This is a genomic window from Spirillospora sp. CA-142024 (genome assembly GCF_050942325.1).
GTDB lineage: Bacteria > Actinomycetota > Actinomycetes > Streptosporangiales > Streptosporangiaceae > Spirillospora.
This window is the reverse complement of the sequence record NZ_CP192077.1, coordinates 283,747-307,243: the sequence shown is the minus strand read 5'-3', so window position 1 is coordinate 307,243 and position 23,497 is coordinate 283,747. Positions and strand designations below refer to the sequence as shown.

The window sequence follows — 23,497 nt, the reverse complement described above, 5'->3', positions numbered from 1 at the left end:
TCGGACTCTGACCTTCCCCGGCTCCGGAACTCGTCGCCGGGCCCCTCACTTGCGGGGGGACGACCCCCCACTCCCCCCGGAAAAGCCGGCCAGCCCGGCTCCCTCCGGTCCGCTGGAGCTCCGCTCGGGGAACCGGGCCGGCTCGGCGAGCAGCACGCCCGCCACGAGAGCGCCGGCGAAGGCGATGCCCGCCGACGCGTCGAACGCCGCGCGGAACCCGGCGGCGGGGCCGGTCCCGTCCGTCCAGGACAGGACGGCGGTGGACGCGACCGCCACACCGAACGCACCGCCGAGCTGGAACGCGGCCGTGTTGATCCCGGACGCCAGCCCCGCGTCGCCGCCGGTGGCCCCGGCGAGCGCGGCGACCGATCCGGCCACCCCGCAGGTGCCGAGCCCGAACCCGAGCAGGACCAGCCCGGGCAGCAGGCCCGTCGCGTAGCCGCCGGAGGCCGTCAGGCGGCCCAGCGCCAGGCAGCCCGCCGCCATGAACGCCAGCCCCGCGACCGCGACCGGCCGGACGGCGAACCGCCGCAGCGCCGCCTGCGCCGCATACGACCCGGCGACCGCCATGACCGGCAGTACCGCGGTCGCGAACCCGAACGTCAGGGGCGAGTACTCCAGCACTCCCTGCGCGTACTGCGTCACGCCGAACGACGTGCCGAACACTGCCATCGCAGCCGCCAGCGTCACCGCGTTCCCGCCGGTCAGCCGCCTGGAACGGAACGTCCGCAGCGGGACGAGCGGAGCCGCCGACCGCGACTCCGTCCACGCGAACAGCACCCCCGCGACGACCGCCACCGCGAACGCGGCCGCCGTCCACGCGCTCGCCCAGCCCACCTCGGGAACGCGGACGACCCCGTAAACCGCCGCCGACACCGCCAGCGTCACGGTCAGCGCGCCCACCGGATCGTAGGCACGTGCCCCGGCGCGGCTCTCGCCGAGCAGCACCGGCCCGAGCACCAGCAGGACCACCGCGACCGGCACGTTGAGGAAGAAGATCGCCCGCCAGCCCAGCACGTCCGTCAGCGGCCCGCCGACCAGCAGCGCCGCCGTCGCACCGAACCCGCCGACGCTCCCCCATACGGCGATCGCCCGGTTCCGCTCCGGCCCGGCGGCGAACGTCGCGGTCACGATCGACAGCGCGCTCGGCGCCATCAGCGCCGCCGAGACGCCCTGCACCACCCGCGCGCCGATCAGCGCCCCGCCCGTCCAGGCGAGGCCGCACAACAGCGACGACACGAGGAACAGGACCGTGCCGGCGAGGAACGTCCGGCGCCTGCCCGCGAGGTCGGCCACCCGCCCACCGAGCAGCAGCAGCCCCCCGAACCCGAGCAGGTAGGCGCTCAGGACCCACTGCGCCCCGCCCCCGGCGAACCCCAGGTCCCGCTCGACCGACGGCAGCGCGAGCAGCACGATCTGCGAATCCAGGATCACCATGAAGTTGGCCGCACAGAGCAGCGCGAGCCCCTGCCACCGTCGCACACCCATGACATCCCTCCCGCGTTCGACCTCTCCCTGTCGACACGCGGGCCCGCCCGATTTCGACACCCGCCGCGAAAAAGATTCCGCGGGACTCCCGTCAGCCGTTCAGCCAGTCGGCGGGGACGTCGGCGCGGAAGCGGTCGAGGGTCTCCTCGTCCCGGGCGCGGACCGAGAGCCATCCGCCCCCGCCGTCGCAGAGGAGGAGGCCGGAGCCGGTGTAGAAGGCCGGCCCCTGCTCGCCCTCGGGGTAGGAGGGGAAGGGCAGGCGGGTGAAGCGGCGGGCCAGTTCGTCGCCGTCGTCGTAGTCGCCGTGGTCGCAGACGGGCTCCTCCGCCTGCAGCGACTCGGACAGGACGATCTCGATGCAGGAGACCGCGAAGCCGCTCAGCCAGCCCTCCCAGCGCTCGGCCTCCTTGTCGGCGAGGTCGCTGCGCATGCGGACGGGCGGGTCGGGCCGGCCGAGATCGGTGAGCAGGACGCCCCAGGAGGCGGCGCCCTGGTTCTCCTCCCGGAAGACCAGGGCCTCCTTGCGGTCGTCGATGTAGAACTCGCCCGGGCTCAGCAGATGCTGCATGTTGCTGTGCAGATCGAAGCGCCTGCCGAACAACGCGTAGGCCTCGCGGACGCCTGCGGGCAGGCGTATCCCCAGTGCCTCCTCGGCCGCCGTCAGCTCCGCCTCGGGCGTGCCGTCCTCGGCCGTAAGCCGAGTGCGCCAGGTCGCGGCGAAGCCTCGGATGTACGTCCAGGCGGCCTCCCGGTCGGTGAGGGCGGCCGGGAGGTCTCGGACGAGGTCGAAAGAGGTCACGGACGCGAACCTACTCCGACCGCCGGACACCGTCAGGCGGTCTTGATGGCCCCTCCGTCGATGACGTGGTCGGCGCCCACGGTGCTGCCCGCCAAGGGCGAGGCCAGGTAGGCGATGAGCGCGCCGACCTCGGTGGGTTCCACGAGGCGTCCGGTGAGCATTCCCACGGCGTCCGGAAGGCCCGCCACGAGCTGGTCGTGTGGAATGCCCATCGATGCCGCGAGCTCGGCGCCGTAGCCGTTGGGGTCCTCCCACATCGCGGTGCGAACGGGACCCGGCGACACGGTGTTGACCCGGACGCCCTGCGGCCCGAACTCCTCGGCGAGGGCCTTGCCGAACGCCGTCAGCGCGGCCTTGGCCGCCGTGTACGGGACGGGCCCGGCATGCGGAACACGCGCCCCGTTGGACGACACGTTGACGATGGTCCCCGACCGCTCGATCAGGCTGGGCAGCGCCGCGCGGACGGCGCGGACGGCGGCGAACAGGTTCAGTTCGAAGACCGCCTGCCAGATGTCGTCCTCGAAGGAGAGGAATCCGCCCACGGCGCCGCCGTCGCCACCGCCGACGTTGTTGACCAGGATGTCCAGGCCGCCGAGCTCGCGCAACGCGGTCTCGATCAGGCGCCGCGGTCCTTCCGCGTCCGACAGGTCGACCTGGACGGGGATCGCGCCGGTCGCCTTCAGCGCGGGCGTCACCGTGCGGGACGCGGCCACGACCCGCACGCCTTCGGCGGTGAGGGCCTCGACCACGGCAAGGCCGATTCCCTTGCCGGCACCGGTCACCACGGCGGTCTTGTCATTCAGGCGCAGGTCCATCGAACTCCCCTTCCTGCAGCATGTTTGATGCCATCACGCTAGTAGCTGCAACAAGGATGATGCAAGTTATCGCCTAGCGGCGACTTGGTTGTACCTGGACGATGAGTTCCGTTCCGCTGTGAGCGTGCAGGCGTTCCGTACAGAACGTACAGAAGGCAAAGTTCTCCCCATGAAGCTCTTGATGCTCGGCGGAACGGAATTCGTGGGACGCGCCGTCACCGAGGACGCGCTCACACGCGGCTGGGACGTGACCGTCTTCCACCGGGGACGGCATGAGCCACCGCAGGGCGTGAGGTCGCTGCACGGCGACCGCACCGCCGAGGACGGTCTCAAGGCCCTCGCGGACGGGGGATGGGACGCCGTCGTCGACACCTGGTCGGGCGCACCGTCCGCCGTGCGCGACACCGCTCGCCTGCTGGAGGGGCGCGTTGAACGGTACGTCTACATTTCCAGCCGTTCGGTCTACCGGTTCCCCACCCCGCTCGGGCTGGGCGAAAAGGCCGATGTCGTGGACGGCTCCTCCGACGCCGGCGACGTCGACTACGCGGAGGCCAAGCGCGGCGGCGAACTGGCCGCGCAAGAGGTGTTCGACGAGAACTCGCTGCTGGTGCGGGCCGGGCTCATCCTCGGCCCGTACGAGAACATCGGACGGCTGCCCTGGTGGCTGACCCGGATCGCACGAGGCGGAAGGGTTCTGGCACCCGGACCACGTGATGCCGGCCTGCAGTACATCGACGTCAGGGACCTCGCCACATGGACCCTGGACGCGACCGAGCAAGGTCTCGACGGGCCGTACAACGTGGTCAGCCCGCCCGGCCACACAACGATGGGTGAACTGCTCGACGCCTGCATTCAGGTGACCGGGTCGGACGCAGATCTGGCGTGGACGGCCCCGGAGGCCATCCTCGAAGCGGATATCCAACCGTGGACGGACCTGCCCGTCTGGCTCCCGCCCGGGGACGCCTACGACACCATGCATCAGGCCAACGTGACCAAGGCTCTTTCCACAGGGCTGCATTGCAGGCCCGTCCAGGAGACAGTGGCGGACACGTGGGACTGGCTTCAGTCGATAGGCGGACGAGCGCCGCAACGTCCCGACCGTCCGGTGGTGGGATTGGACCCGGAAACCGAAGAGAGGGTGCTGCGCCGCTAGGGCGAGTGGACGTGACGGGCCTCGGTCCGCTAGAGAGACGTGGTATGACCGCTTTGGTACTCGGGCCCCACCTCAGGCACGTGAGTCATAACACCGCGACGATCTGGGTGGAGACCGATCGGCCGTGCGAGGTCAGGGTCGTCAACCAGGAGCACGGCCTGGACGCGGCCGGGCGCACGTTCACCGCGCATGGCCACCACTACGCGATCGTCGAGGTCGAAGGGCTCGCGCCTGGGGCGCGCATCCCCTACGAGGTCCTCGCCGACGGCGAGAGCGTCTGGCCGGAGGGCGACACCGGGTTCCCGCCGTCCCAGATCAGGACGCTCGACCCCGACGGCAGGCTGCGGATCTCGTTCGGGTCGTGCCGCCGCTCGCCGGGCACGGTGCAGCAGTTCGGGTACGACGCCCTCGCCTCCTTCGCCGACCGGCTGCGGACGGGCGGGGACGCGGTCACCTGGCCCGACATGCTTCTGATGGTCGGCGACCAGGTGTACGCCGACGAGCTGAGCGCGGAGATGAGCGCGTTCATCGAGGGCCGCCGCGAACCCGGCGAACTACCGGACGGTGAGGTCGCCGACTTCGAGGACTACACGCACCTGTACAAGCTGGCCTGGCACGACGACCCGGCGGTCCGGTGGCTGCTGTCCACCGTCCCCACGTTCACGATCTTCGACGACCACGACATCAGGGACGACTGGAACACCTCGTACACCTGGCGCCAGGAGATGTGGTCGCAATCGTGGTGGAAACCCCGCATCACCGGCGGTATCGGGTCGTACTGGATCTACCAGCATCTGGGGAACATGTCGCCGCAGGACCGGGCGGCCGACCCCGTCCTCAAGGCGGTGCGAACGGCGTCGGACACCACGGGCGACGCCGGCGCCGTCCTGGACGAGTTCGCCGAGAAGGCCGACAAGCAACCCGCCAGCACCCGCTGGAGCTACGCCCACGACTGGGGCGGCACCCGCCTGATCGTCGTCGACAGCCGGTGCTCCAGGCTGCTCACCGAAGACCGCCGCGGAATGCTCGACGACGACGAGTTCGAGTGGCTGGACGCCCAATGCCAGGGCGGCATGGACCATCTGCTCATCGCGAGCTCTCTGCCCTACCTGCTCCCCATGGCGATCCACCACGCGGAGTCGTGGAACGAGGCCGTCGCCGGGGGCGCCTGGGGAAAGCGCGGCGCCGGGCTCGGCGAGAAGATCCGCCAGGCGGCCGACCTGGAGCACTGGGCGGCCTTCGAGCGGTCGTTCCGGGATGTGGCGTCCGACATCGTCGCCGTTGGACGCGGGGAACGCGGAGCGGCGCCGGCGAGCATCTCGTTCCTGTCCGGCGACATCCACTACTCGTACCTGGCGCGGGTCACCGAACCCGCCACGCAGTCGAAGGTCTCCCAGATCGTCTGCTCGCCGTTGCGGAACCCTCTGATGGGGAAGTTCCGGTGGGCGAACCGCCTCGCGTACTCACGGACGGCGGGCGGGCCGTTCCGGGCGCTGGCGAAGCTGGCGAAGGTGCCCGTCCCGCCGATCCGGTGGCGGATGACGAACGGCCCATGGTTCGACAACGCCATCGCCACCGTCGAACTCTCCGGACGCGACTGCAGGGTGCGCTGGGAGACGCCGAAGGACGGCGGGAAGCTGACCGAGATGGGCCACGCCGAGATCACGTGATTCAAGGGGTGCGTTCGTTCCACCCCCTCGACGGAACGAACGCACCCCGCGCGAACGGCCCGCCCTGGTACCGCCCACGCTCCTCCAACGGCGCTGCGCCCCGCCTATGACGCGATTCGCTCAGGCCATCTGCGACCAAATTACGCGACAACAGGTGGTCAATCAGTCACAATGAGCAAGCATGGAGCGAGGAGACGACGTGACCGGGCCCGGCCTGGCCGGGCGTGACGCCGCCGAGGACGCCGTCCAGGACGCCTTCGCCAAGGTCCTCGCCGTACTGAAGAGCGGCGGCGGGCCTGATTCCGGATTCCGCCCCTACCTGCTCACGGCGGTGCGCCGTACGGTCTACGACCGGCAACGCGCGGACCGCCGCGTCCACCACACCGACGAGATCGAGGCGTTCGACCCCGGGACGCCCTTCGCGGATCCTACGATCGAGGCACTCGAACGCTCGATGATCGCGCGCGCGTTCGGGTCGCTGCCCGGACGGTGGCGGACGGTGCTCTGGCACACCGAGGTCGAGGGCGCCAGGCCGGCGGACGTCGCCCCGCTCCTCGGCCTCACCCCGAACGCCGCCGCCGCGCTCGCCTACCGGGCCCGGGCAGGGTTGCGCCAGGCGTACCTGCAGATGCATCTCGACGGTGTCGATGCGGGCGACGAATGCCGTCCCGTCCTGGAGAAGCTCGGCTCGTACGTGCGGGGCGCCCTCGCCAAGCGTGACTCCCGCCAGGTGAAGCGGCATCTGGACGGCTGCGCACGCTGCAAGGCCCTCTACGCCGAACTGGCGGAGGTGAACACGACGCTACGGGACGTCCTCGGCCCGCTCGTGCTGGGAGCGGCGTCCACCGGCTACCTGGCGTCCAAAGGCGGCGGTGTGTTCCTGTGGTTCCGTCACCTGCCCAAGCGGCAGGCGCTCGGGGGCGGCGCGGTGGCCGTCGCGGGGGCGGTGGCGCTGGCTCTCGTCCGGTGGCGGAGCCACGCCCGAAGAACGACACGCCGCGGCCCAGGCAAAAACCCCGCAAGCCGCCGCCTGCCCCACCCGAGATCCCCATCGAACACCCTGGAGGACCGCTGGTCGACATCCAACTGCACGTGACGCCGCCCGGCCTGAGGCTGTACGTCCAGCTCAGGGTCGACACGCCGCGCGGCGGACCACGCGACATACGACACCGGGCCACGCCCGGCCACGGCCGCCATGGGCTGTTGAAGCGAGGGTCGCGGGCACACCGGGACTGAACCCGCGACCTGATTCTTCCCGTAAAGATCATGCGGAAGCACAGGGCGGGACCGAAACGGCTGGTAGCGTCCGCCGCGGCTCCCATTTCGTTGTTACCCGGGAGTCGCCAACCGGCGGGTTGCCATGAAAGAGTGGCGAATCGCCGTATTGGCCTACCGGGCAGACGGGCTTCACTACGCTATAAGCGGTCCGGGGTCGCTACACCGAAGTGGGCACGCTGTGAGCTCCCGTGTTGAGGAAGGACGGTGTCGCATGGATCGCTGCGCGCTGTTCGTAGACGCCGGCTACCTGCTGGCGGACGGCGCCATGGCGGTGCACGGCACCCGCCATCGCGACACCGTCTCGTGGGACTTCGGCGGTCTCCTGCAGCTCCTCGGCAACCTCGCCAGAGAACGCACCGGGATGCCGCTGCTGCGCTGCTACTGGTACGAGGCCACCGTGGAGGGGCGCCGCTCACCCGAACACGACGCGCTCGCCGACCTGCCCGGCCTCAAACTGCGGCTCGGCCGGATCCGCCCCGGCCGCCGCGAGGGCGTCGACACCGAGATCCACCGCGACCTGATGACGCTGGCCCGCAACGCCGCGCTCACCGACGCCGTCCTGGTGAGCGGCGACGAGGACCTCGCCCAGGTCGTCGCGGACGCCCAGGACTTCGGCGTCCGCATCACGGTCGTGCACGTCGCCGTCGACGGCAACTGGACGATCTCGCGGGTGCTGCGGCAGGAGTGCGACGACCTCATCGAGATCGGCTCCGGCCACCTGCGCCCGTACGTCAACCTGCTCACCGGCATGGACGGGGTCTCCTCCCTCGGCACGAGCCCGCTGTCCAACGGGCACGGCAGCACCAACGGGCACGCCGGCTCGCTCGGCCCGCTCCAGACGACCTCGCAGAACGGGCCGCCGCCCGCGTCCCCGCTGACCGGGCCGCCGGCCACCTCCAGCCCGCCCGTCCGCGACCTCGGCCCGGCCATGACCGGCGGGCTGGGCGGCACTCCCGGGCCCCCCGGCCTCGGCACCGGCCCCATGCCGCTGCCCGGCGGCAACGGCGGCCTCGGCAGCGGCGCGATGCCACTGCCCGGCGGCAACGGCGGCGGCCTCGCCGGATCGGCCTACGGCACCGGTGGGCAGCAACTGCCGCTGCAGCCCGCCCCGGCGGCCGGGCCGTCCTCGACGCAGGCCCCGTCTCCGGCGCCGTCCGCGCCCGCGCCGCCGCCGCCGAGCCCGGGGTACACCACGTCGCCCGTCCCGTCGCCGTCCCCGCCGCCGCCACCCCAGACGCTGCAGTCGCAGACGATGCAGTCGGGCGCCCAGCCGCACGGCCCCTACACCGGCCCGCAGCAGATGCCCGTCCCGGTGCAGCAGACCCCGACGCTGTCGGACGCCGTCAAGGCCGCCCACCAGGAGGGCCAGGACTTCGGCGAGTCCGTCGCCCGGGACGCGCCCGCACTGTGGCTGGAGGCCGTTCTCGCCCGCAAGCCGCGCATGCCGTCCGACCTGGAGGCCCGGCTGCTGCAGGGCTCCTCGCTGCCGATCGACTTCCTCCTGCACGACGAGGTGCGGCACGCGCTGCGCCGCGGCTTCTGGGACGCGCTAGAACGTTCCCGCAGGTGACCTGACACCTACGCACCGGTATTCCACGATCATCGTCGATTCGCCCGCTTCGGCCGCGCGGCGGCGGGTAGCGTTGAACCGTGACGCATGTGACGGAAGACGATCTCGACGACCTGGAGTTCGACACCCTGCGCACCGGCGATCACATCTCGGCGGCGCGCCGGCTGTCGGAGCTGGCCGAGTCGGTGTCCGGCGGGGTGTCACGCGCCAACGTCCTGCTGCGCGCGGGCGAGCAGTGGCAGCACGCGGGCGACCACGCCAAGGCCGCCGAGTTGTACCGCAGTGCCCTGGAGGACGGCGGCGAGACCTACGGCGACCCGCGCGCCTACCTCGCCGACGCGCTGTTCGAGCTGGGCGAGGCCGACGAGGCCCGCAAGCTCGTCGAGCAGATCCGCGCCGACAAGCCGCGTGACCCCGAGGTGTACCGGGCCGTGGCCGAGGTCCTCTACGCCCAAGGTGACGCGACCGGCGCCCACGAGTGGGCCACCAGCGGCGCCGACGTCGTGCTCGCCCTCCGCGACCGCGCGGTCGGCACCGGCATGGGCGGCGGCCCCGACGAGGCCCCGTCCCCCGACGCCGACTCCCTCACCCCGGGCCCCGACGACGTCGCCCTGGCCGAAGACAGCCTGGAGGCCCTCCTCCGCCTCCGCTACCGCGCCCGCATAGACCTCGGCCGCAGCGAAGACGACTACGACGCCCTCCTGGACGACCTCCTGAAAAACGCGTAGTCAGCCCAGGGGGCGACCCCCTGGAATCCCCGTCACGAGCCGGTCGATCCTCACGCCACGGCGTGCGGGTTCGTGGCGTGTCGCTGCGGTCGCCCGGCTCGACGGGCATGCGCGCTCCGCTCGCTGCACTCGCTCCACGCGCCTGCCCGTACCTCGGCTGAGGTTCTCAGGGCTCTCGGTGGACAGGGCGCTACAGAACGGCGATCAGTTCGCTCAGGGATTGGGCTACTGCTGTGGGTGGGTCGTGTTCGGTGGTGGGCCAGGCGCGTAGGCGGGCTTCTCTAAGGGCCTGGGCGTGCTCGGGGGAGGCGAGGCGGTCCGCATGGGTCCAGAGGTAGCCGCAGGGCGCCTCGGGCCAATCTGGGGGCATGGGGACGTCGTTCTGCGGCTCGTCGTGGTCGTGCCGGAGCGGGCGCGGCAGGTCGGCGTCGACGAACACGTAGCCGCCGACGGGACGGTGGGCGGCGCGCTGGGCGAGGGCGACGCCCGGCACCAGGGGGCCGGCCGCACCATGGGCCACGAGGACGAGCGGGGCCGCCGGGTCCGTCGCGGTGATGGTCAGCGAGACGCGGGCGATGTAGCGGGTGCCGGTGTCGTCCGGGACGTCCGGCGCCACCACGTCCAGACCGTACGAGCGGAGCATCTCGGGCATGTCGCCCCAGGAGGCGGCGGTGGCGTTCGGGGCGTGCAGCAGGACGACGGTTCCGGGTGTCACCCCGCGAAAGTACACGGGGGTGCCGGGTGAATAGGGTCTGAGCGTGAGCGATCGCGAAGAGCTGCTGCAGAAGATCAAGGACAAGGCCGTGGTGCACGGGGACTTCGTGCTGTCCTCGGGCAAGCGGGCGTCCTGGTACGTGGACCTGCGCCGGGTCACGCTGGACGGGGCGGTGGCGCCGCTGGTGGGGCGGGTCATGCTGGACGAGACCGCCGACCTCGGCTACGAGGCCGTCGGCGGGCTCACCCTCGGCGCCGACCCGGTGGCGACCGCGATGCTGCACGCGGCGGCGGCGCGCGGCCAGGCGCTGGACGCGTTCGTCGTCCGGAAGGCGGACAAGGCCCACGGGCTGCAGCGCCGCATCGAGGGGCCGGACGTGGCGGGCCGCCGCGTTCTCGCCGTGGAGGACACGTCGACGACGGGCGGGTCCGTCCTGACGGCCGTGGAGGCGCTGCGGGAGGCGGGGGCGGAGGTCGTGGCGGTCGCGACGATCCTGGAGCGGGGAGCGGCCGAACGGATCGCCGCGGAGGGGCTCACCTACCGGCACCCGTACGACGTCGCCGACCTGGGCCTGGGGTGAATCGCTAGCCGCGGGCCCGCACGAACCACTGGGCGCGCTGCCCGTTGGGCTCGCGCGGCTGCACCTTGCCGTAGATGACGACCTGCAGCGAGCCGCCGTTGGTGGCGACGACCTGGAGGGGCGCGTCCTCGTACTGGAGCGTGTCCCCGGTGTTGAGCGTGCCGTTGGTGAGCACCTTGCCGCCGGTGTCGGCGACGCGGACGACCACGGTGGTGGGCTGGCCGGTCACGCGGATCACCAGGGGAAGAGCGGCTCTCGGCGAGGTCGTGGTGCCGTTGCTGCTCGGGGTCGTTTTGCCGGCGGACGGCGAGGCCGCCGTCGACGGGCCCGTCTTGTCGGGTTCGCTGATGATCGCGTTGACCAGGGCCATGCCGCCGACGACGAGCAGGGCCAAGGCGGCCACCACGGCCAATGCCGCGATCAGTATGCGCGCAAGACCCCTAGGGTCCGACCGATGACGTCCCACATGGGGAGGTTAGCGATAACTGTCACCGCTGAGCGACGGACGTGACTCTTCGGGGCCATTCTTATTCGGACCGCGGTCCGATTTACGCCCCTTCAGGACCTCCCGAATGATCGGGATGACCGACAGGACCAGGATGACCGCCACGCCCGGCAGGATGTACTTCTCCACGTCCGGGACCTCGGACCCGAGGAAATGACCGAGCAGGAACAGCGCGTCCGTCCAGACGATGCCGCCGATGGCGTTCCAGACGAAGAATTTCTTGCCGTCCATGCCGAGCATCCCGGCGAGCGGGTTGAGGAACGTCCGCACGATCGGGATGAACCGGGCGAGGACGACCGCCCGCGCCGGGCCGAACCGGTTGAAGTAGTACTCGGCCTTCTCCACCCACTCCTGCTTGAAGATGCGCGAGTCGGGCCGCTCGAAGAGCCTTCGCCCGTACCGGGCGCCCAGGAAGTGTCCGAGCTGGGCGCCGGCGATCGCCGCGACCGGGCCGCCGATCAGCAGCCAGGGCAGCGACAGCGGCTGGAACTCCTGCCCGTTGACGGTCGAGACCGCCGTGAGGATCCCCGCCGTGAAGAGCAGCGAGTCGCCCGGCAGGATGCAGCCGAACAGCAGTCCGGTCTCCGCGAAGATGATGGCGAGCACGCCGATCGTCGCGAACGTGCCGAAGAGCTGCAGCCACGCGGTCGGGTGCAGCCACTCGGTGATGTCAAGGGGAAGGGTCGTGAGATCCACACGGCGAGCGTACCTTTCCCCACGCTCCGATTAGGCGGGATACTGAGCGCGGACGGCATGCACGACCCGGAATCCGTGTGACCTGGACGCTCCCGTGGGTACTCGGACGACCGGGGCTACCGCCCGGCCGGATGCCCGGCGGCACCCTGCGTATGAAAGGACTCTGACAAATGCCCATCGCAACGCCCGAGGTCTACGCGGAGATGCTCGACCGTGCGAAGCAGGACGGCTTCGCCTTCCCCGCGATCAACGTGACGTCCAGCCAGACGCTGAACGCCGCGCTGCGCGGGTTCGCGGAAGCCGAGAGCGACGGGATCGTGCAGGTGTCCACCGGCGGGGCCGACTACCTGTCCGGCTCCACGGTGAAGGACATGGTCGTCGGCGCGAGCGCGCTCGCCGAGTACGCCCGTGTCGTGGCCGACAAGTACCCGGTGAACATCGCCCTGCACACCGACCACTGCCCGAAGGACAAGCTGGACGGCTTCATGCGTCCGCTGATCAAGATTTCGCAGGAACGGGTGGCGCGCGGCGAGGAGCCGCTGTTCCAGTCGCACATGTGGGACGGGTCGGCGGTCGAGCTGCACGAGAACCTCGACATCGCGGCCGGCCTCCTTGAGGAGTGCGCCAAGGCCCGCATCATCATGGAAATGGAGATCGGCGTCGTCGGCGGCGAGGAGGACGGGGTCGCCAACGAGATCAACGAGAAGCTGTACACGACGCCCGGCGACGCGATCGCGACCGCCGAGGCCGTCGGCGTGGGCGAGCGGGGCCGCTACATCCTCGCCGCGACGTTCGGGAACGTGCACGGCGTCTACAAGCCGGGCTCGGTCAAGCTGCGTCCCGAGGTGCTCAAGGACATCCAGGACGCGGTCGGCGCCAAGTACGGCAAGGACAGGCCGTTCGACCTGGTGTTCCACGGCGGTTCCGGCTCGACGCTGGAGGAGATCCGGGAGGCGGTGTCGTACGGCGTCGTGAAGATGAACATCGACACCGACACCCAGTACGCGTTCACCCGCCCGGTCGCCGACCACATGTTCCGCAACTACGACGGCGTGCTGAAGATCGACGGCGAGGTCGGCAACAAGAAGCAGTACGACCCGCGCTCGTGGGGCAAGGCCGCGGAGGCCGCGATGGCCGCCCGCATCGTCGAGGCCGCCGAGAACCTCCAGTCCGCCGGCCAGAAGCTGAAGTAGCGGGCGAGGCCGGGGGCCCCACGCGACCCCCGGCCATACCCGTTGTTTGACGAAACTCAGGTAGGGTCGGGTTTGTGGCACTACCCCGCACGTACGAGTCACAGAACTGCTCGATCGCCCGCTCGCTGGAGGTCGTCGGCGACCGCTGGACGCTGCTGGTGATCCGCAGCGCCTTCGAGGGCGTCCGGCGCTTCGACGACTTCCAGGACGTTCTGGGCGTCGCCCGCAACGTCCTCACCGACCGGCTCGGCCGGCTCTGCGACGAGGGCATCATGCGCCGGGTCCCGTACCAGGAGCGGCCGGAGCGGCACGAGTACCGGCTCACGCGCAAGGGCGTGGAACTGTGGCCGGCGATGATGACCCTGCTGATGTGGGGCGACCGCCACTACGCCCCCGGCGGCGCGCCCGTGATCATCGGCCACCGCGGCTGTGAGGGCACCCTGAACCGGCACTTCGCCTGCACCGCGTGCGGCGTCCACCTGGAGCCGACCGACGTGGAGCCCCGCCCCGGACCCGGCGCCTGACCGGCCGTTCACGCGATATGCACGCGGTCTTTGCGACCAATGAGTTGCTTCAGGCAACTATCCGCGGTCCAATGGGTTTCATGAAGCAACTCGATGTGCGCAGCGTCGCCCACATTGGCACCGACCCGAGCGGCGTCCGGATCCGCCCGTACGGCATCACCGACCACGACCGGGTGCGGCGGATGTCGGACCGGCTGTCCGCAGCGAGCCTCTACACGCGCTTCTTCTCGGGCACGCCCCGCCTCCCCGAGCACTACCTCGGGCTCCTGGAGAACCTCGACCACTGGGACCGCGAGGCCCTGGTCGCGCTGGACGGCGACGAGATCCTCGGCATCGCCGAGTACGTCCGCGGCAAGGACCGGCCCTGGCGCGCCGACCTCGCCGTCCTCGTAGCCGACCCCTGGCAGCGCCGCGGCATCGGCAGCGTCCTGATCGGCTGCCTGTCCGAACTCGCCGCACGGCGCGGCATCACCGAGTTCGACGCGGACGTCGTCCTCACCAACCGGCCGGCGCTCCTCTTCGTCCGGCACGGCTGGCCGTCCGCCCGCTCCACGCTGGACGGCGGCGCGGCCCACTTCACGCTCCCCCTGCCGATCCCCGTCCCCGCCGGGGCGTGAGCGGCACGGCCAGGCTCAGGCGTCGTCGCGCACCTGGAAACCGACCCGGTGTTGCGCACCACCACGGTTGGCCGCCCAAGGCACCGAGCGGTCCGCGGTAGTCCGCTTGGCGCGATCACCGCCTGCCCCGGGTTGAAATGGGGCGGGCGAGCCCACTTACGATGAGCCGCATGACCCAGAACCTGCTCGGCGGCCCCGCTCCGACCGAACTGCCGGACAACATCGAGGCCCGGACGGCCCTGGAGAACGACGTCGACCCGTTCGAGGTCGCCGCGCGCCACCCGGACTACCCGGGCGCCTGGGCCGAGCTGGCCGACCGCGCCTTCGCCAAGGGCAGCGTCATCGACTCCTACGCGTTCTCCCGCACCGGCTACCACCGCGGGCTGGACCAGCTCCGCCGGGCCGGGTGGAAGGGCCAAGGCCCCATCCCGTGGGAGCACGAGCCGAACCGCGGGTTCCTGCGCGCGCTGCACGCGCTCGGCCGGGCCGCAGCAGCCATCGGGGAGGACGCCGAGGCCGAGCGCTGCAAGACCTTCCTGCGCGACAGCAGCCCCACCGCCGCCGACACCCTCAACGCCTCCTGACCCGACGACCTCAGCCGACGCCCCAACCACGCAACAAACCAAAACGTTGCGATCGCGTCCGAAGGCAGATTCGAGCGAAGCGAGAATCTGATCGCGCAGCGAGCCGCTAGGCGAGCCGGAGCGATGCAGCGATCGCCGCAGTGTCCGACGATGGAGGGCCGCCAGGCCCGAAGGAGGAGGACACTGCAATAAACAGAGTCAGGTACGCTTTGACGGCAAGAGGCCCCTTCGCGCTTGCGGCGACCGGGGCCTTCGTCGTGGGAAGGAAGAACGGCATGCCTGCCATCGTTCTTGTCGGTGCCCAGTGGGGAGATGAGGGCAAGGGCAAGGCAACAGACCTGCTCGGTGGGGACGTCGACTACGTCGTCCGCTACCAGGGCGGCAACAACGCCGGCCACACGGTCGTCATCGGCGACAAGAGCTACGCGCTCCACCTGCTGCCGTCCGGGGTGCTGTCGCCCGACGTCGTCCCGGTGATCGGCAACGGCGTGGTGATCGACCCGGCCGTGCTGCTGCAGGAGATCGACGGGCTGCGGGACCGGGGCATCGGCTGCGAACGCCTGCTGATCTCGGCGAACGCGCACCTGATCATGCCCCACCACCGCGCCCTCGACAAGGTCACCGAGCGGTACCTCGGCAAGGCCCGGATCGGCACCACCGGGCGCGGCATCGGCCCGACCTACGCCGACAAGATCAACCGGATGGGCATCCGGGTCCAGGACCTGTTCGACCCGAACATCCTCACCCAGAAGCTGGATCTGGCGCTGCGCGAGAAGAACCAGGTCCTGACGAAGGTCTACAACCGGCGCCGCATCGAGACCGGGCCGATCGTCCAGGAGTACGTCGCCTACGGTGAGCGCCTCAAGCCGTTCGTCGCCGACACCACGCTCGTGCTGAACAAGGCCCTGGACGACGGCAAGGTCGTCCTCCTGGAGGGCGCCCAGGGCACGCTGCTCGACATCGACCACGGCACGTACCCGTTCGTGACGTCGTCCAGCCCGACGGCGGGCGGCGCGTGCGCGGGCTCCGGCGTGGGCCCCACGAAGATCACCCGGGTGATCGGCATCCTCAAGGCGTACACGACCCGCGTCGGGTCTGGACCGTTCCCCACCGAACTACTCGACGAGCAGGGCGAATACCTGCGCACGACCGGCGGCGAGTACGGCGTGACGACGGGACGCGACCGCCGCTGCGGCTGGTTCGACGCCGTCATCGCCCGCTACGCCACCCGGGTCAACGGCATCACCGACTACTTCCTGACGAAGCTGGACGTCCTGTCCGGGCTGGAGCGGGTCCCGGTGTGCGTCGCCTACGAGGTCGACGGCGTCCGGGTGGACGAGATCCCCACGACGCAGACCGAGTTCCACCACGCTAAGCCCGTCCTTGAGTACCTGGACGGCTGGCAGGAGGACATCACGGGCGCGAAGACCTTCGAGGACCTGCCGGCGAACGCGCAGGCGTACGTCCGGTCCCTGGAGGAGATGTCCGGCGCGCAGATCTCCGCGATCGGCGTCGGTCCGGGCCGCGACCAGACGCTGTCACTCCGGTCCCTCGTCTGACCTTCCGTTTCCCCTGATCTCACCCGTTCTCTACCGCCCGTTCGGTCACGGACTGTAACGTGCGTTCGGTGATCTCTGCGGTCGAGGTGCACGGACACCGGGGCGCACGCGGCCTCCGCCCGGAGAACACCCTGCCCGGCTTCGCCCACGCCCTGGACCTGGGCGTCGACGTGATCGAACTGGACGTGGGCCTGTCGGCGGACGGCGTGGTCGTCCTCGGCCATGACCAGGTCCTCTCCCCGGCGACCCTCGCCGACACGGTCCCCGCCTGGCCGGACGACCCCGCCTACCCCTACCTGGGCACGCCGGTTCGTGAACTGTCCCTCGCCCAGTTGCGGACCCTCGACGCTGGCGTCCGCTGCGAGGCCGCCCCGATGCCCGGAATCCGGATCCCGACGCTCGCCGAGGCGTGCGCCCTGCTGGCATCTTCGGACGTCAAGCTCTCCGTAGAGCTCAAGACCGACCCGGCCTGGACCGATGAGGAAGTAGAACTCTTCACCGCGGCCGTGGCGGCCGTTCTGCGGACCTTCGGCTGCACCGAACAGTCCCAGCTCCTGGCCTTCGACTGGCGCGTGCTGGCCGAGGCCCACCGCCACTACCCGGACCTGGGCCGTGTCGCCCTGATGGAACGCAAGACCCTCGCCCCGGACACCGGCTGGCTGGCGGGCCTGTCCCCCGCCGACCCGGTCGCCGCGGCCCTGGGGATAGGCGCAACGGCCATCTCCCCAGAGCACGTGATGACAATGCCCGCCCTGGTGGAGGACGCCCACACCGCCGCCCTCCCGGTCATCGTCTGGACGGTGAACACCACCGAAGACATGAACCGCTTCATCAACTACGGCGTGGACGCGATCGTCACCGACTACCCGGACCGCCTCCAGGAGGTCCTGGCCGCGGTCTAGGGCCTCCTACAGCCAGCCGTTGCGGCGGAAGCCCCGGTAGAGGGACAGACAGGCCAGGGTGATGACGCCGAGGATCATCGGGTAGCCGTAGTGCCACTGGGTTTCGGGCATGTGCTTGAAGTTCATGCCGTAGACCCCGGCTATGGCCGTGGGGACCATGAAGATGGCGCCCCAGGCGGAGATCTTCCGCATGTCCTTGTTGTCGGCGACGGTGACCTGGGTCATGTGCGCCTGGAGGATGGGGTTGAGGAGCTCGTCGTAGGACTCGACCTGCTCGCGGACGCGGGTGAGGTGGTCCTCGACGTCGCGGAGGTACTCCTTGATCTCGGCCGGGACGAAGCGGCGCCCGGAGAGGTTGCGCAGCGGGCCGGCGAGCGGGCCCACGGCGCGCTTGAGCTGGATGACCTCGCGCTTGAGCCGGTAGATGCGGCGGGACTCGTCGGTGCGCTCGGGGGAGAACACGGCCTCCTCGACCTCGTCGATGTCCTCCATGACGGCGTCGGCGACGCCGACGTAGCCGTCCACGACGCGGTCGGCGACGGCGTGCAGGACGGCGGCTGGGCCGAGCGCGAGGCGGGCCGGGTCCTTCTCCATGTCGGTGCGGACGGGGCCGAGCGCGCCGTGGGTGCCGTGCCGGACGGTGACGACGAAGTCGGGCCCGCAGAAGATCATGATCTCGCCGGTCTCGACGACCTCGGCGCCGCCGGGGCCGCTGGAGACGTAGCCGACGGTCTTCATGACGACGAAGTGGACGTCGTCGTAGCGCTCCAGCTTGGGACGCTGGTGGGCGTGGATGGCGTCCTCGACGGCGAGCGGGTGCAGGCCGAAGACCTCGGCGAGGTCGGTGAGCTCGGTGGCGGACGGCTCGTGCAGGCCGACCCAGACGAAGCCGGCGCTGTCCCCTTCGGAGGTGAGCCGGCCGTCGCGGATGAGGCGTACGGCGTCGGCGACGGTGTCGGTGCAGACGCGGTGCCCGTCGATGTAGGCGGCCCAGTCGATGACGGCGGAATCGCGGCCCGGGGCCTGGACGCCGGAAGGGCGGCGCGTCTTGAACAGAGCGCGGCCCGGGCGGACTCGTGTCATGGCCATGAGGTGCTCCTAACCCGCCGGCCACGCACGTCAGTGCGCGCTCAACCCAGGCCGGTCAGCGAAGGGAGCGCGCGGGAGCGTTGGCCGGACGCCAGAGGGAGGCGGACGGTCGGACAGTCGCGCACGGACTGTGAGGGTTCTCCGGCGAACTGCAAGTATCACCAGGACTCATCCCGACCACCTCCTTTCACGCACCTCGACACCGGGCGGTCAAGCCCGTCGCAGCTTACCAGCCGACATTTAGGACGCCGCCCGCATCGGGAAGGTTCACGCGTCCCGGTGTGACACCGGCCTCACCCCCGTCCAACGCTCGTCCCTGCGGGGGTTATGCCCGTCCGGGCGGCAGCCAGACCAGTAAGCTCGCGTGACGTGCGAGTACTCGTCCTTGGATCGGGTGGCCGCGAGCATGCGCTCGCCCGCGCCCTGCACCGCGACCCTGCCGTCACCGCCCTCCACTGCGCCCCGGGCAACCCGGGCACGGCAGAGATCGCGGACAACCACCAGCTCGACCCGGCGGATCCGACCGCTGTGACGGAGCTGGCCGGACGGCTGCGCGCCGACCTCGTCGTCGTGGGGCCTGAGGCTCCCCTGGTGGCGGGGGTGGGCGACGCCCTGCGCAAGGCCGGGATCCCGTGCTTCGGGCCGGACCGGGCCGCCGCCAGGATCGAGGCGTCCAAGGCGTTCGCGAAGGAGGTCATGGCGGAGGCCGGGGTGCCGACCGCCGAAGCGCGGGTCTGCGACACGACCGCGCAGGTGGAGGCGGCGCTCGACGCGTTCGGTCCGCCGTACGTGGTGAAGGACGACGGTCTGGCGGCCGGCAAGGGCGTCGTCGTGACCGTGGACCGCGCCGTCGCGTCCGCGCACGCCGCGGCTTGCGAGCGCGTCGTGATAGAGGAGTTCCTTGACGGTCCCGAGGTCTCCCTGTTCGCGCTGTGCGACGGCGAGCACGCCGTCCCCCTGCTGCCCGCACAGGACTTCAAGCGCGCCTACGACGACGATGAGGGGCCGAACACGGGCGGGATGGGCGCCTACACGCCGCTCCCGTGGGCACCGCCGGACCTGGTGGACGAGGTCATGGCCACGGTCGTCCAGCCCGCAATGGACGAGTTGCGCCGCCGCGAGACGCCGTACGTCGGCGTCCTGTACGCGGGACTGGCCCTGACCTCCAAGGGTGTGCGGGTGGTCGAGTTCAACGCGCGGTTCGGCGACCCCGAGACCCAGGTCGTCCTGGACCGGCTGGCCACCCCGATCGCCACGCTCCTCCAGGCATGCGCGATCGGCGGGCTCGACCCGGACCTCCGTCCCGAATGGCACCCGGGCGCGGCCGTGACTGTGGTCGTGGCCGCCGAGGGCTACCCGTCCGCTCCGGCCAAGGGCGACGAGATCACCGGCCTGGAGGAGGCGGCCGAAGTCGAGGGCGCGTACGTCCTGCACGCGGGCACCAAGCTCGGCGGAGAGGGGCGGCTGGTCGCGAACGGCGGACGAGTCCTCAACGTGGTCGGCACGGGGCCCGACCTGGCCGCCGCCCGCGAAACCGCCTATGACGCCGTCGCGAAGATCGGCCTGAGGGGCTCGCACCACCGGGCGGACATCGCGCTGAAGGCCGCTCCCATGCCATGATTACTTGATTACACCTATATAAGTGAGGTCGGCATGGCTTCCTCCCCCGTGGCCGCAGGCGAGGAGGTCTACCGCGTCACGACGCTGGAGCTCTTCTTCGATCTGGTGTTCGTTTTCGCGGTGACGCAGCTCAGCCACGTCCTGGTCAAGGAGCTGAATCCGCTCGGGCTCCTCCAGGTCGTGCTGATGTTCGGCGTCCTGTGGTGGATGTACGCCGGCTACGCCTGGCTGACGAACACCCTCGCGCCCACGACGGCGGCACGGCGACTGCTGATCCTCGTCGGAATGGGCGGATTCTTCATGGTCGCGCTGGCGACCCCGACGGCGTTCAAGGGCGGCGGCGTCCTGTGGGGCATCGGGTACCTGGTCCTGGTGCTCGCCCACGTGACCCTGTACATGCAGGGCAACCCGAACATCCTGCGCGTCCTGCCCGCGAACCTGCTCGCGGCGGTGCTCATCATCAGCGCCGGCGTCCTCGACCACGGGGCGCCGGTGTACGTGCTGTGGACGCTCGCCCTCATCGTTCCGATCGTGCAGCCCTACATCGTTCCGGCGGGCGGGCTCTTCACCATCCAGCCAGCGCACATCGTCGAACGGCACGGGCTGCTCGTCATGATCACGATCGGCGAGTCGGTGATCGCGGTCGGCGCGGGCGCCGAGCACGCGCATCTGGACGCGGGCCTGGTCGTCGCCGTGCTGCTCGGCCTCGCGCTCGCAGCGGCTGTCTGGTGGAGCTACTTCGCCAGGGACGACGCGCGCGCCGAGGAGTCGCTGACCGCCGCCGACGACGTGCGCCGCACCCAGATGACCATGTTCGGGTACTTCTACGCCCACATTCCGCTGATCGTCGGGATCATCGTCGCGGCGGCCGGCATGGGGCAGGCCGTCGGGCATGCCTGGGACCATCTGCATCTCGGTCCGGCGCTGGCCCTGGCCGGCGGGATCGCGCTCTATCTGGCGGGCGACGTCGCGTTCCGCCGGACCATGCGCATAGGCGCGTCCCGCATCCGGCTGGCCGCCGCCGTGGTCGCCCTGGCCCTCACCCCGCTGGGCCTCTGGTCCGCCGTCGCGGAGATCGCCGCCCTCGTCCTCCTGCTCACCGCCGCCCTCGCCCTCGAACACGTGACGACCCGGCCGGACGCTCCCGCCCCCGGCCTGGGACAATCGTCGGGTGATTGATCGGTACACCCTTCCGGAGATGGGGCGCGTCTGGAGTGACGCGCACAAGTACGAGCTGTGGTGCCAGGTGGAGGTCCTCGTCGTCGAGGCCCACGCCGAGGCCGGCACGATCCCGCCGGAGGTGGTGGAGCCGGTGCGCAAGGCGCCGCCGCCGACGCCGGAGGCGGTGCACGCGATCGAGGCGGTCACGCAGCACGACGTGATCGCGTTCCTGTCCGCGTGGGCGGACAACACCGAGCCCCGCGAGGCGGCCCGGTACGTCCACTTCGGCATGACGTCGTCCGACCTGCTCGACACGGCCCTCGCGCTGCAGCTCGTGGAGGCCACCGACATCCTGCTGGCCAAGGCCGACACGCTCGTCGCGACGCTGCGCGACCACGCGCTGGCCCACAAGGGCACGCTGCGGGTCGGGCGGACGCACGGCATCCACGGCGAGCCGGACGTGTGGGGGCACCGCGTCGCCGACTTCGCGTTCGCGATGGCGCGCTCCCGCGACCGGCTGCGGCGCGCCCGCGAGGCGGTGGGCGTGATGGCGATCTCCGGCGCGGTCGGGACGTACTCCAACATCGACCCGGCGATCGAGCTGCACGTCGCCCGGCGGCTCGGGCTGACGCCGGCCGACGTGTCCACCCAGGTCGTCATCCGGGACGGGATCAGCGAGTGGGTGTCGTCCCTCGCGATCATGGCGACGGTGTGCGAGGCGATCGCGCTGGAGGTTCGGCACGGGCAGCGCACCGAGGTCCGGGAGCTGTGGGAGCCGTTCGGCAAGGGCCAGAAGGGCTCGTCGGCGATGCCGCACAAGAAGAACCCGATCATCTCCGAGCGGCTGGCCGGGATGGCGCGGATCGTGCGGGCCCAGATCGTCCCGGTGCTGGAGGGCATTCCGCTGTGGCACGAGCGCGACATCTCGCACTCGTCCACCGAGCGGATCGCACTGCCGGACGCGTCCATCGCGCTCGACTACATGCTGAACCTGACGAATCGCCTTATGTCCGGACTTGTTGTGGACGAGGCGCGGATGAAGGCCAATCTGGAGTCGACCGGCGGCCTCATCTACACCTCGACCGTGCTGCTGGAACTGGTCGAGGCGGGTATGTCACGCGACGACGAGGCATATCCGCTCGTCCAGAAGGCCGCCATGGAGACGTGGGAGACCGGCGTGCCGTTCCGCGAGACGCTGCGCGAGCACGCCGCGGAAGCCGGGCTCGCACTCGACGAGAAGCGCCTCGACGAGGTGTGCCGTCCCGAGCGTTTCGTCGTGCGCCTTGGGCCCGTGTTCGACCGACTGGCCGATCTCAGATAGGAGGGGCCTTGGACGGGACCCTTACCGAACTGAACGCCTATCCACTCAAAAGCGGCGGCGGAACCGCCCTGCGCAGTGCCGAGCTGACCGCGCGCGGTCTGCCGTTCGACCGCGAGTTCATGCTCGTCACCCCCGAGGGCCGCTTCCTGTCGCAGCGGGACTTCGCGCGGATGGCGCTGATGCGCCCGTCCTATGACGGCGAGATCCTCACGGTGGACGCTCCCGGTGCCTTGTCGCTCGTCCACAAGGCCGTGGACGACGGCGAGGTAAGGGACGTGACCGTCCAGCGCAAGGAATGCCAGGGCGTCGACCAGGGCGACGAGGCCGCCGCGTGGTTCTCCGACCTGCTCGGCCATGACTGCCGCCTGGTGCGCTTCACCGGTCACCGGCCCACGTCCCGGGGCGGCGGCGAGGTCATGTTCGCCGACGGCTACCCGCTGCTGGTCATCTCCGCCGAGTCCCTGACCGACCTCAACGGCCGGCTGGACGAGCCGCTGCCGATGAACCGATTTCGTCCCAGCCTCGTCATCGAGGGCCTCGGCCCCTACGGCGAGGACGGCGTGCGCCTGCTCCGCATCGGCGAGGCCGTCATCGAGATGGTCAAGCCGTGCAGCCGCTGCGTCGTCACCACCACCGACCAGCGGACCGGCGAGCGCGGCCGTGAGCCGCTGCGGACGCTCGCCTCCTACCGCACCTGGGACCGGGGCATCCAGTTCGGCCAGAACTGCGTTCCGCGCGCCCTCGGCACGCTCACGGTCGGCGACCCGGTGGAGATCGTGGCGCCCCGCCCAAGTGGATGATCTTCGAAACACCGGCGGCGGAGTCGCGCCGCCCCTAGGCTCACCATGGGAATTTTCAGGGAACGCGAACCTATGGCGTGTCACGGAAGTCTCAACGAGCAGACCGGCGCCCACGGGGCGCGGGCCGGAC

The 23,497-nt window shown here is 70.8% G+C and carries 23 protein-coding genes; 16 read left to right on the top strand and 7 right to left on the bottom strand.

Translation table 11 applies throughout. From position 1 onward, the window contains the following. Positions 1–45: 45 nt before the first annotated feature. From ACQPZP_RS01540 to ACQPZP_RS01530, 3 genes are all read right to left on the bottom strand, one after another. Positions 46–1,488, bottom strand: coding sequence for an MFS transporter (locus ACQPZP_RS01540; RefSeq protein ID WP_433475814.1), 1,443 nt, complete (start codon positions 1,486–1,488; stop codon positions 46–48). A 91-nt stretch (positions 1,489–1,579) separates the two neighbouring features. After that, entirely contained in the window at positions 1,580–2,287 is a 708-nt protein-coding gene (locus ACQPZP_RS01535) for a hypothetical protein (protein ID WP_433475813.1), read from the bottom strand. Between the two features lie 32 nt (positions 2,288–2,319). Continuing rightward, a complete protein-coding gene (locus tag ACQPZP_RS01530) occupies positions 2,320–3,102 on the bottom strand; it encodes an SDR family NAD(P)-dependent oxidoreductase (protein WP_433475812.1) in 783 nt (260 codons plus the stop codon). 169 nt (positions 3,103–3,271) lie between these two features. On the opposite strand from ACQPZP_RS01530, the gene ACQPZP_RS01525 reads away from it, so the two are divergent. From ACQPZP_RS01525 to ACQPZP_RS01505, 5 genes are all read left to right on the top strand, one after another. Next, the gene (locus ACQPZP_RS01525; protein WP_433475811.1) at positions 3,272–4,255 is read left to right on the top strand and encodes an NAD-dependent epimerase/dehydratase family protein; all 984 of its coding nucleotides are present in this window, start codon (positions 3,272–3,274) and stop codon (positions 4,253–4,255) included. Between the two features lie 80 nt (positions 4,256–4,335). Next, positions 4,336–5,925 (top strand): alkaline phosphatase D family protein, encoded by a 1,590-nt coding sequence (locus ACQPZP_RS01520; RefSeq protein ID WP_433475810.1) that lies wholly within the window; start codon positions 4,336–4,338, stop codon positions 5,923–5,925. A gap of 181 nt (positions 5,926–6,106) precedes the next feature. Further along, complete coding sequence (locus tag ACQPZP_RS01515; protein WP_433475809.1) at positions 6,107–7,021, top strand: zf-HC2 domain-containing protein; 915 nt, start codon at positions 6,107–6,109, stop codon at positions 7,019–7,021. A 393-nt stretch (positions 7,022–7,414) separates the two neighbouring features. Continuing rightward, a complete protein-coding gene (locus ACQPZP_RS01510; protein ID WP_433475808.1) occupies positions 7,415–8,773 on the top strand; it encodes an NYN domain-containing protein in 1,359 nt (452 codons plus the stop codon). Positions 8,774–8,853: 80 nt separating this feature from the next. Further along, entirely contained in the window at positions 8,854–9,501 is a 648-nt protein-coding gene (locus ACQPZP_RS01505) for a tetratricopeptide repeat protein (protein WP_433475807.1), read from the top strand. 190 nt (positions 9,502–9,691) lie between these two features. On the opposite strand, the gene ACQPZP_RS01500 is transcribed toward ACQPZP_RS01505, so the two are convergent. Next, entirely contained in the window at positions 9,692–10,216 is a 525-nt protein-coding gene (locus tag ACQPZP_RS01500; protein WP_433475806.1) for an esterase/lipase family protein, read from the bottom strand. 43 nt (positions 10,217–10,259) lie between these two features. Here ACQPZP_RS01500 and pyrE point away from each other — a divergent pair, with 43 nt between their 5' ends. Further along, positions 10,260–10,796, top strand: a complete 537-nt coding sequence (pyrE, locus tag ACQPZP_RS01495) for an orotate phosphoribosyltransferase (RefSeq protein ID WP_433475805.1) — start codon at positions 10,260–10,262, stop codon at positions 10,794–10,796. A gap of 4 nt (positions 10,797–10,800) precedes the next feature. On the opposite strand, the gene ACQPZP_RS01490 is transcribed toward pyrE, so the two are convergent. Both ACQPZP_RS01490 and ACQPZP_RS01485 read right to left on the bottom strand, forming a co-directional pair. Continuing rightward, positions 10,801–11,202, bottom strand: a complete 402-nt coding sequence (locus tag ACQPZP_RS01490) for a RodZ domain-containing protein (protein ID WP_433479535.1) — start codon at positions 11,200–11,202, stop codon at positions 10,801–10,803. A 69-nt stretch (positions 11,203–11,271) separates the two neighbouring features. Continuing rightward, positions 11,272–11,997: a DedA family protein gene (locus ACQPZP_RS01485; protein ID WP_433475804.1), complete on the bottom strand. Its 726-nt coding sequence runs from the start codon at positions 11,995–11,997 to the stop codon at positions 11,272–11,274. 170 nt (positions 11,998–12,167) lie between these two features. On the opposite strand from ACQPZP_RS01485, the gene fbaA reads away from it, so the two are divergent. The 6 genes from fbaA (at position 12,168) to ACQPZP_RS01455 (ending at position 17,376) form a co-directional block, all read left to right on the top strand. Next, on the top strand, positions 12,168–13,190 hold the full coding sequence (fbaA, locus tag ACQPZP_RS01480; protein ID WP_433475803.1) for a class II fructose-bisphosphate aldolase: 1,023 nt from the start codon (positions 12,168–12,170) through the stop codon (positions 13,188–13,190). 74 nt (positions 13,191–13,264) lie between these two features. Then, positions 13,265–13,714: a winged helix-turn-helix transcriptional regulator gene (locus ACQPZP_RS01475; protein ID WP_433475802.1), complete on the top strand. Its 450-nt coding sequence runs from the start codon at positions 13,265–13,267 to the stop codon at positions 13,712–13,714. Positions 13,715–13,794: 80 nt separating this feature from the next. Next, on the top strand, positions 13,795–14,331 hold the full coding sequence (locus ACQPZP_RS01470; RefSeq protein WP_433475801.1) for an N-acetyltransferase family protein: 537 nt from the start codon (positions 13,795–13,797) through the stop codon (positions 14,329–14,331). A gap of 161 nt (positions 14,332–14,492) precedes the next feature. Next, positions 14,493–14,915: a DUF3151 domain-containing protein gene (locus tag ACQPZP_RS01465; RefSeq protein ID WP_433475800.1), complete on the top strand. Its 423-nt coding sequence runs from the start codon at positions 14,493–14,495 to the stop codon at positions 14,913–14,915. A gap of 275 nt (positions 14,916–15,190) precedes the next feature. Next, positions 15,191–16,474: an adenylosuccinate synthase gene (locus ACQPZP_RS01460; RefSeq protein WP_433475799.1), complete on the top strand. Its 1,284-nt coding sequence runs from the start codon at positions 15,191–15,193 to the stop codon at positions 16,472–16,474. Between the two features lie 68 nt (positions 16,475–16,542). Further along, positions 16,543–17,376, top strand: a complete 834-nt coding sequence (locus tag ACQPZP_RS01455; protein WP_433475798.1) for a glycerophosphodiester phosphodiesterase family protein — start codon at positions 16,543–16,545, stop codon at positions 17,374–17,376. 6 nt (positions 17,377–17,382) lie between these two features. On the opposite strand, the gene ACQPZP_RS01450 is transcribed toward ACQPZP_RS01455, so the two are convergent. Further along, positions 17,383–18,465 carry a magnesium and cobalt transport protein CorA gene (locus ACQPZP_RS01450; RefSeq protein WP_433475797.1) on the bottom strand — a complete coding sequence of 361 codons (1,083 nt, stop codon included), beginning with the start codon at positions 18,463–18,465 and terminating at the stop codon, positions 17,383–17,385. Between the two features lie 369 nt (positions 18,466–18,834). Between ACQPZP_RS01450 and purD the strand changes: the two genes are divergently transcribed. The 4 genes from purD to ACQPZP_RS01430 are packed head-to-tail and all read left to right on the top strand — an operon-like array spanning position 18,835 to position 23,367. Next, on the top strand, positions 18,835–20,085 hold the full coding sequence (purD, locus tag ACQPZP_RS01445; protein WP_433475796.1) for a phosphoribosylamine--glycine ligase: 1,251 nt from the start codon (positions 18,835–18,837) through the stop codon (positions 20,083–20,085). Positions 20,086–20,118: 33 nt separating this feature from the next. Continuing rightward, positions 20,119–21,264 (top strand): low temperature requirement protein A, encoded by a 1,146-nt coding sequence (locus ACQPZP_RS01440; protein ID WP_433475795.1) that lies wholly within the window; start codon positions 20,119–20,121, stop codon positions 21,262–21,264. Next, positions 21,257–22,567, top strand: a complete 1,311-nt coding sequence (purB, locus tag ACQPZP_RS01435; protein WP_433475794.1) for an adenylosuccinate lyase — start codon at positions 21,257–21,259, stop codon at positions 22,565–22,567. The genes ACQPZP_RS01440 and purB overlap by 8 nt, the downstream gene beginning before the upstream one ends. Positions 22,568–22,575: 8 nt before the next feature. Next, entirely contained in the window at positions 22,576–23,367 is a 792-nt protein-coding gene (locus tag ACQPZP_RS01430) for an MOSC domain-containing protein (RefSeq protein WP_433475793.1), read from the top strand. Positions 23,368–23,497 lie beyond the last annotated feature (130 nt).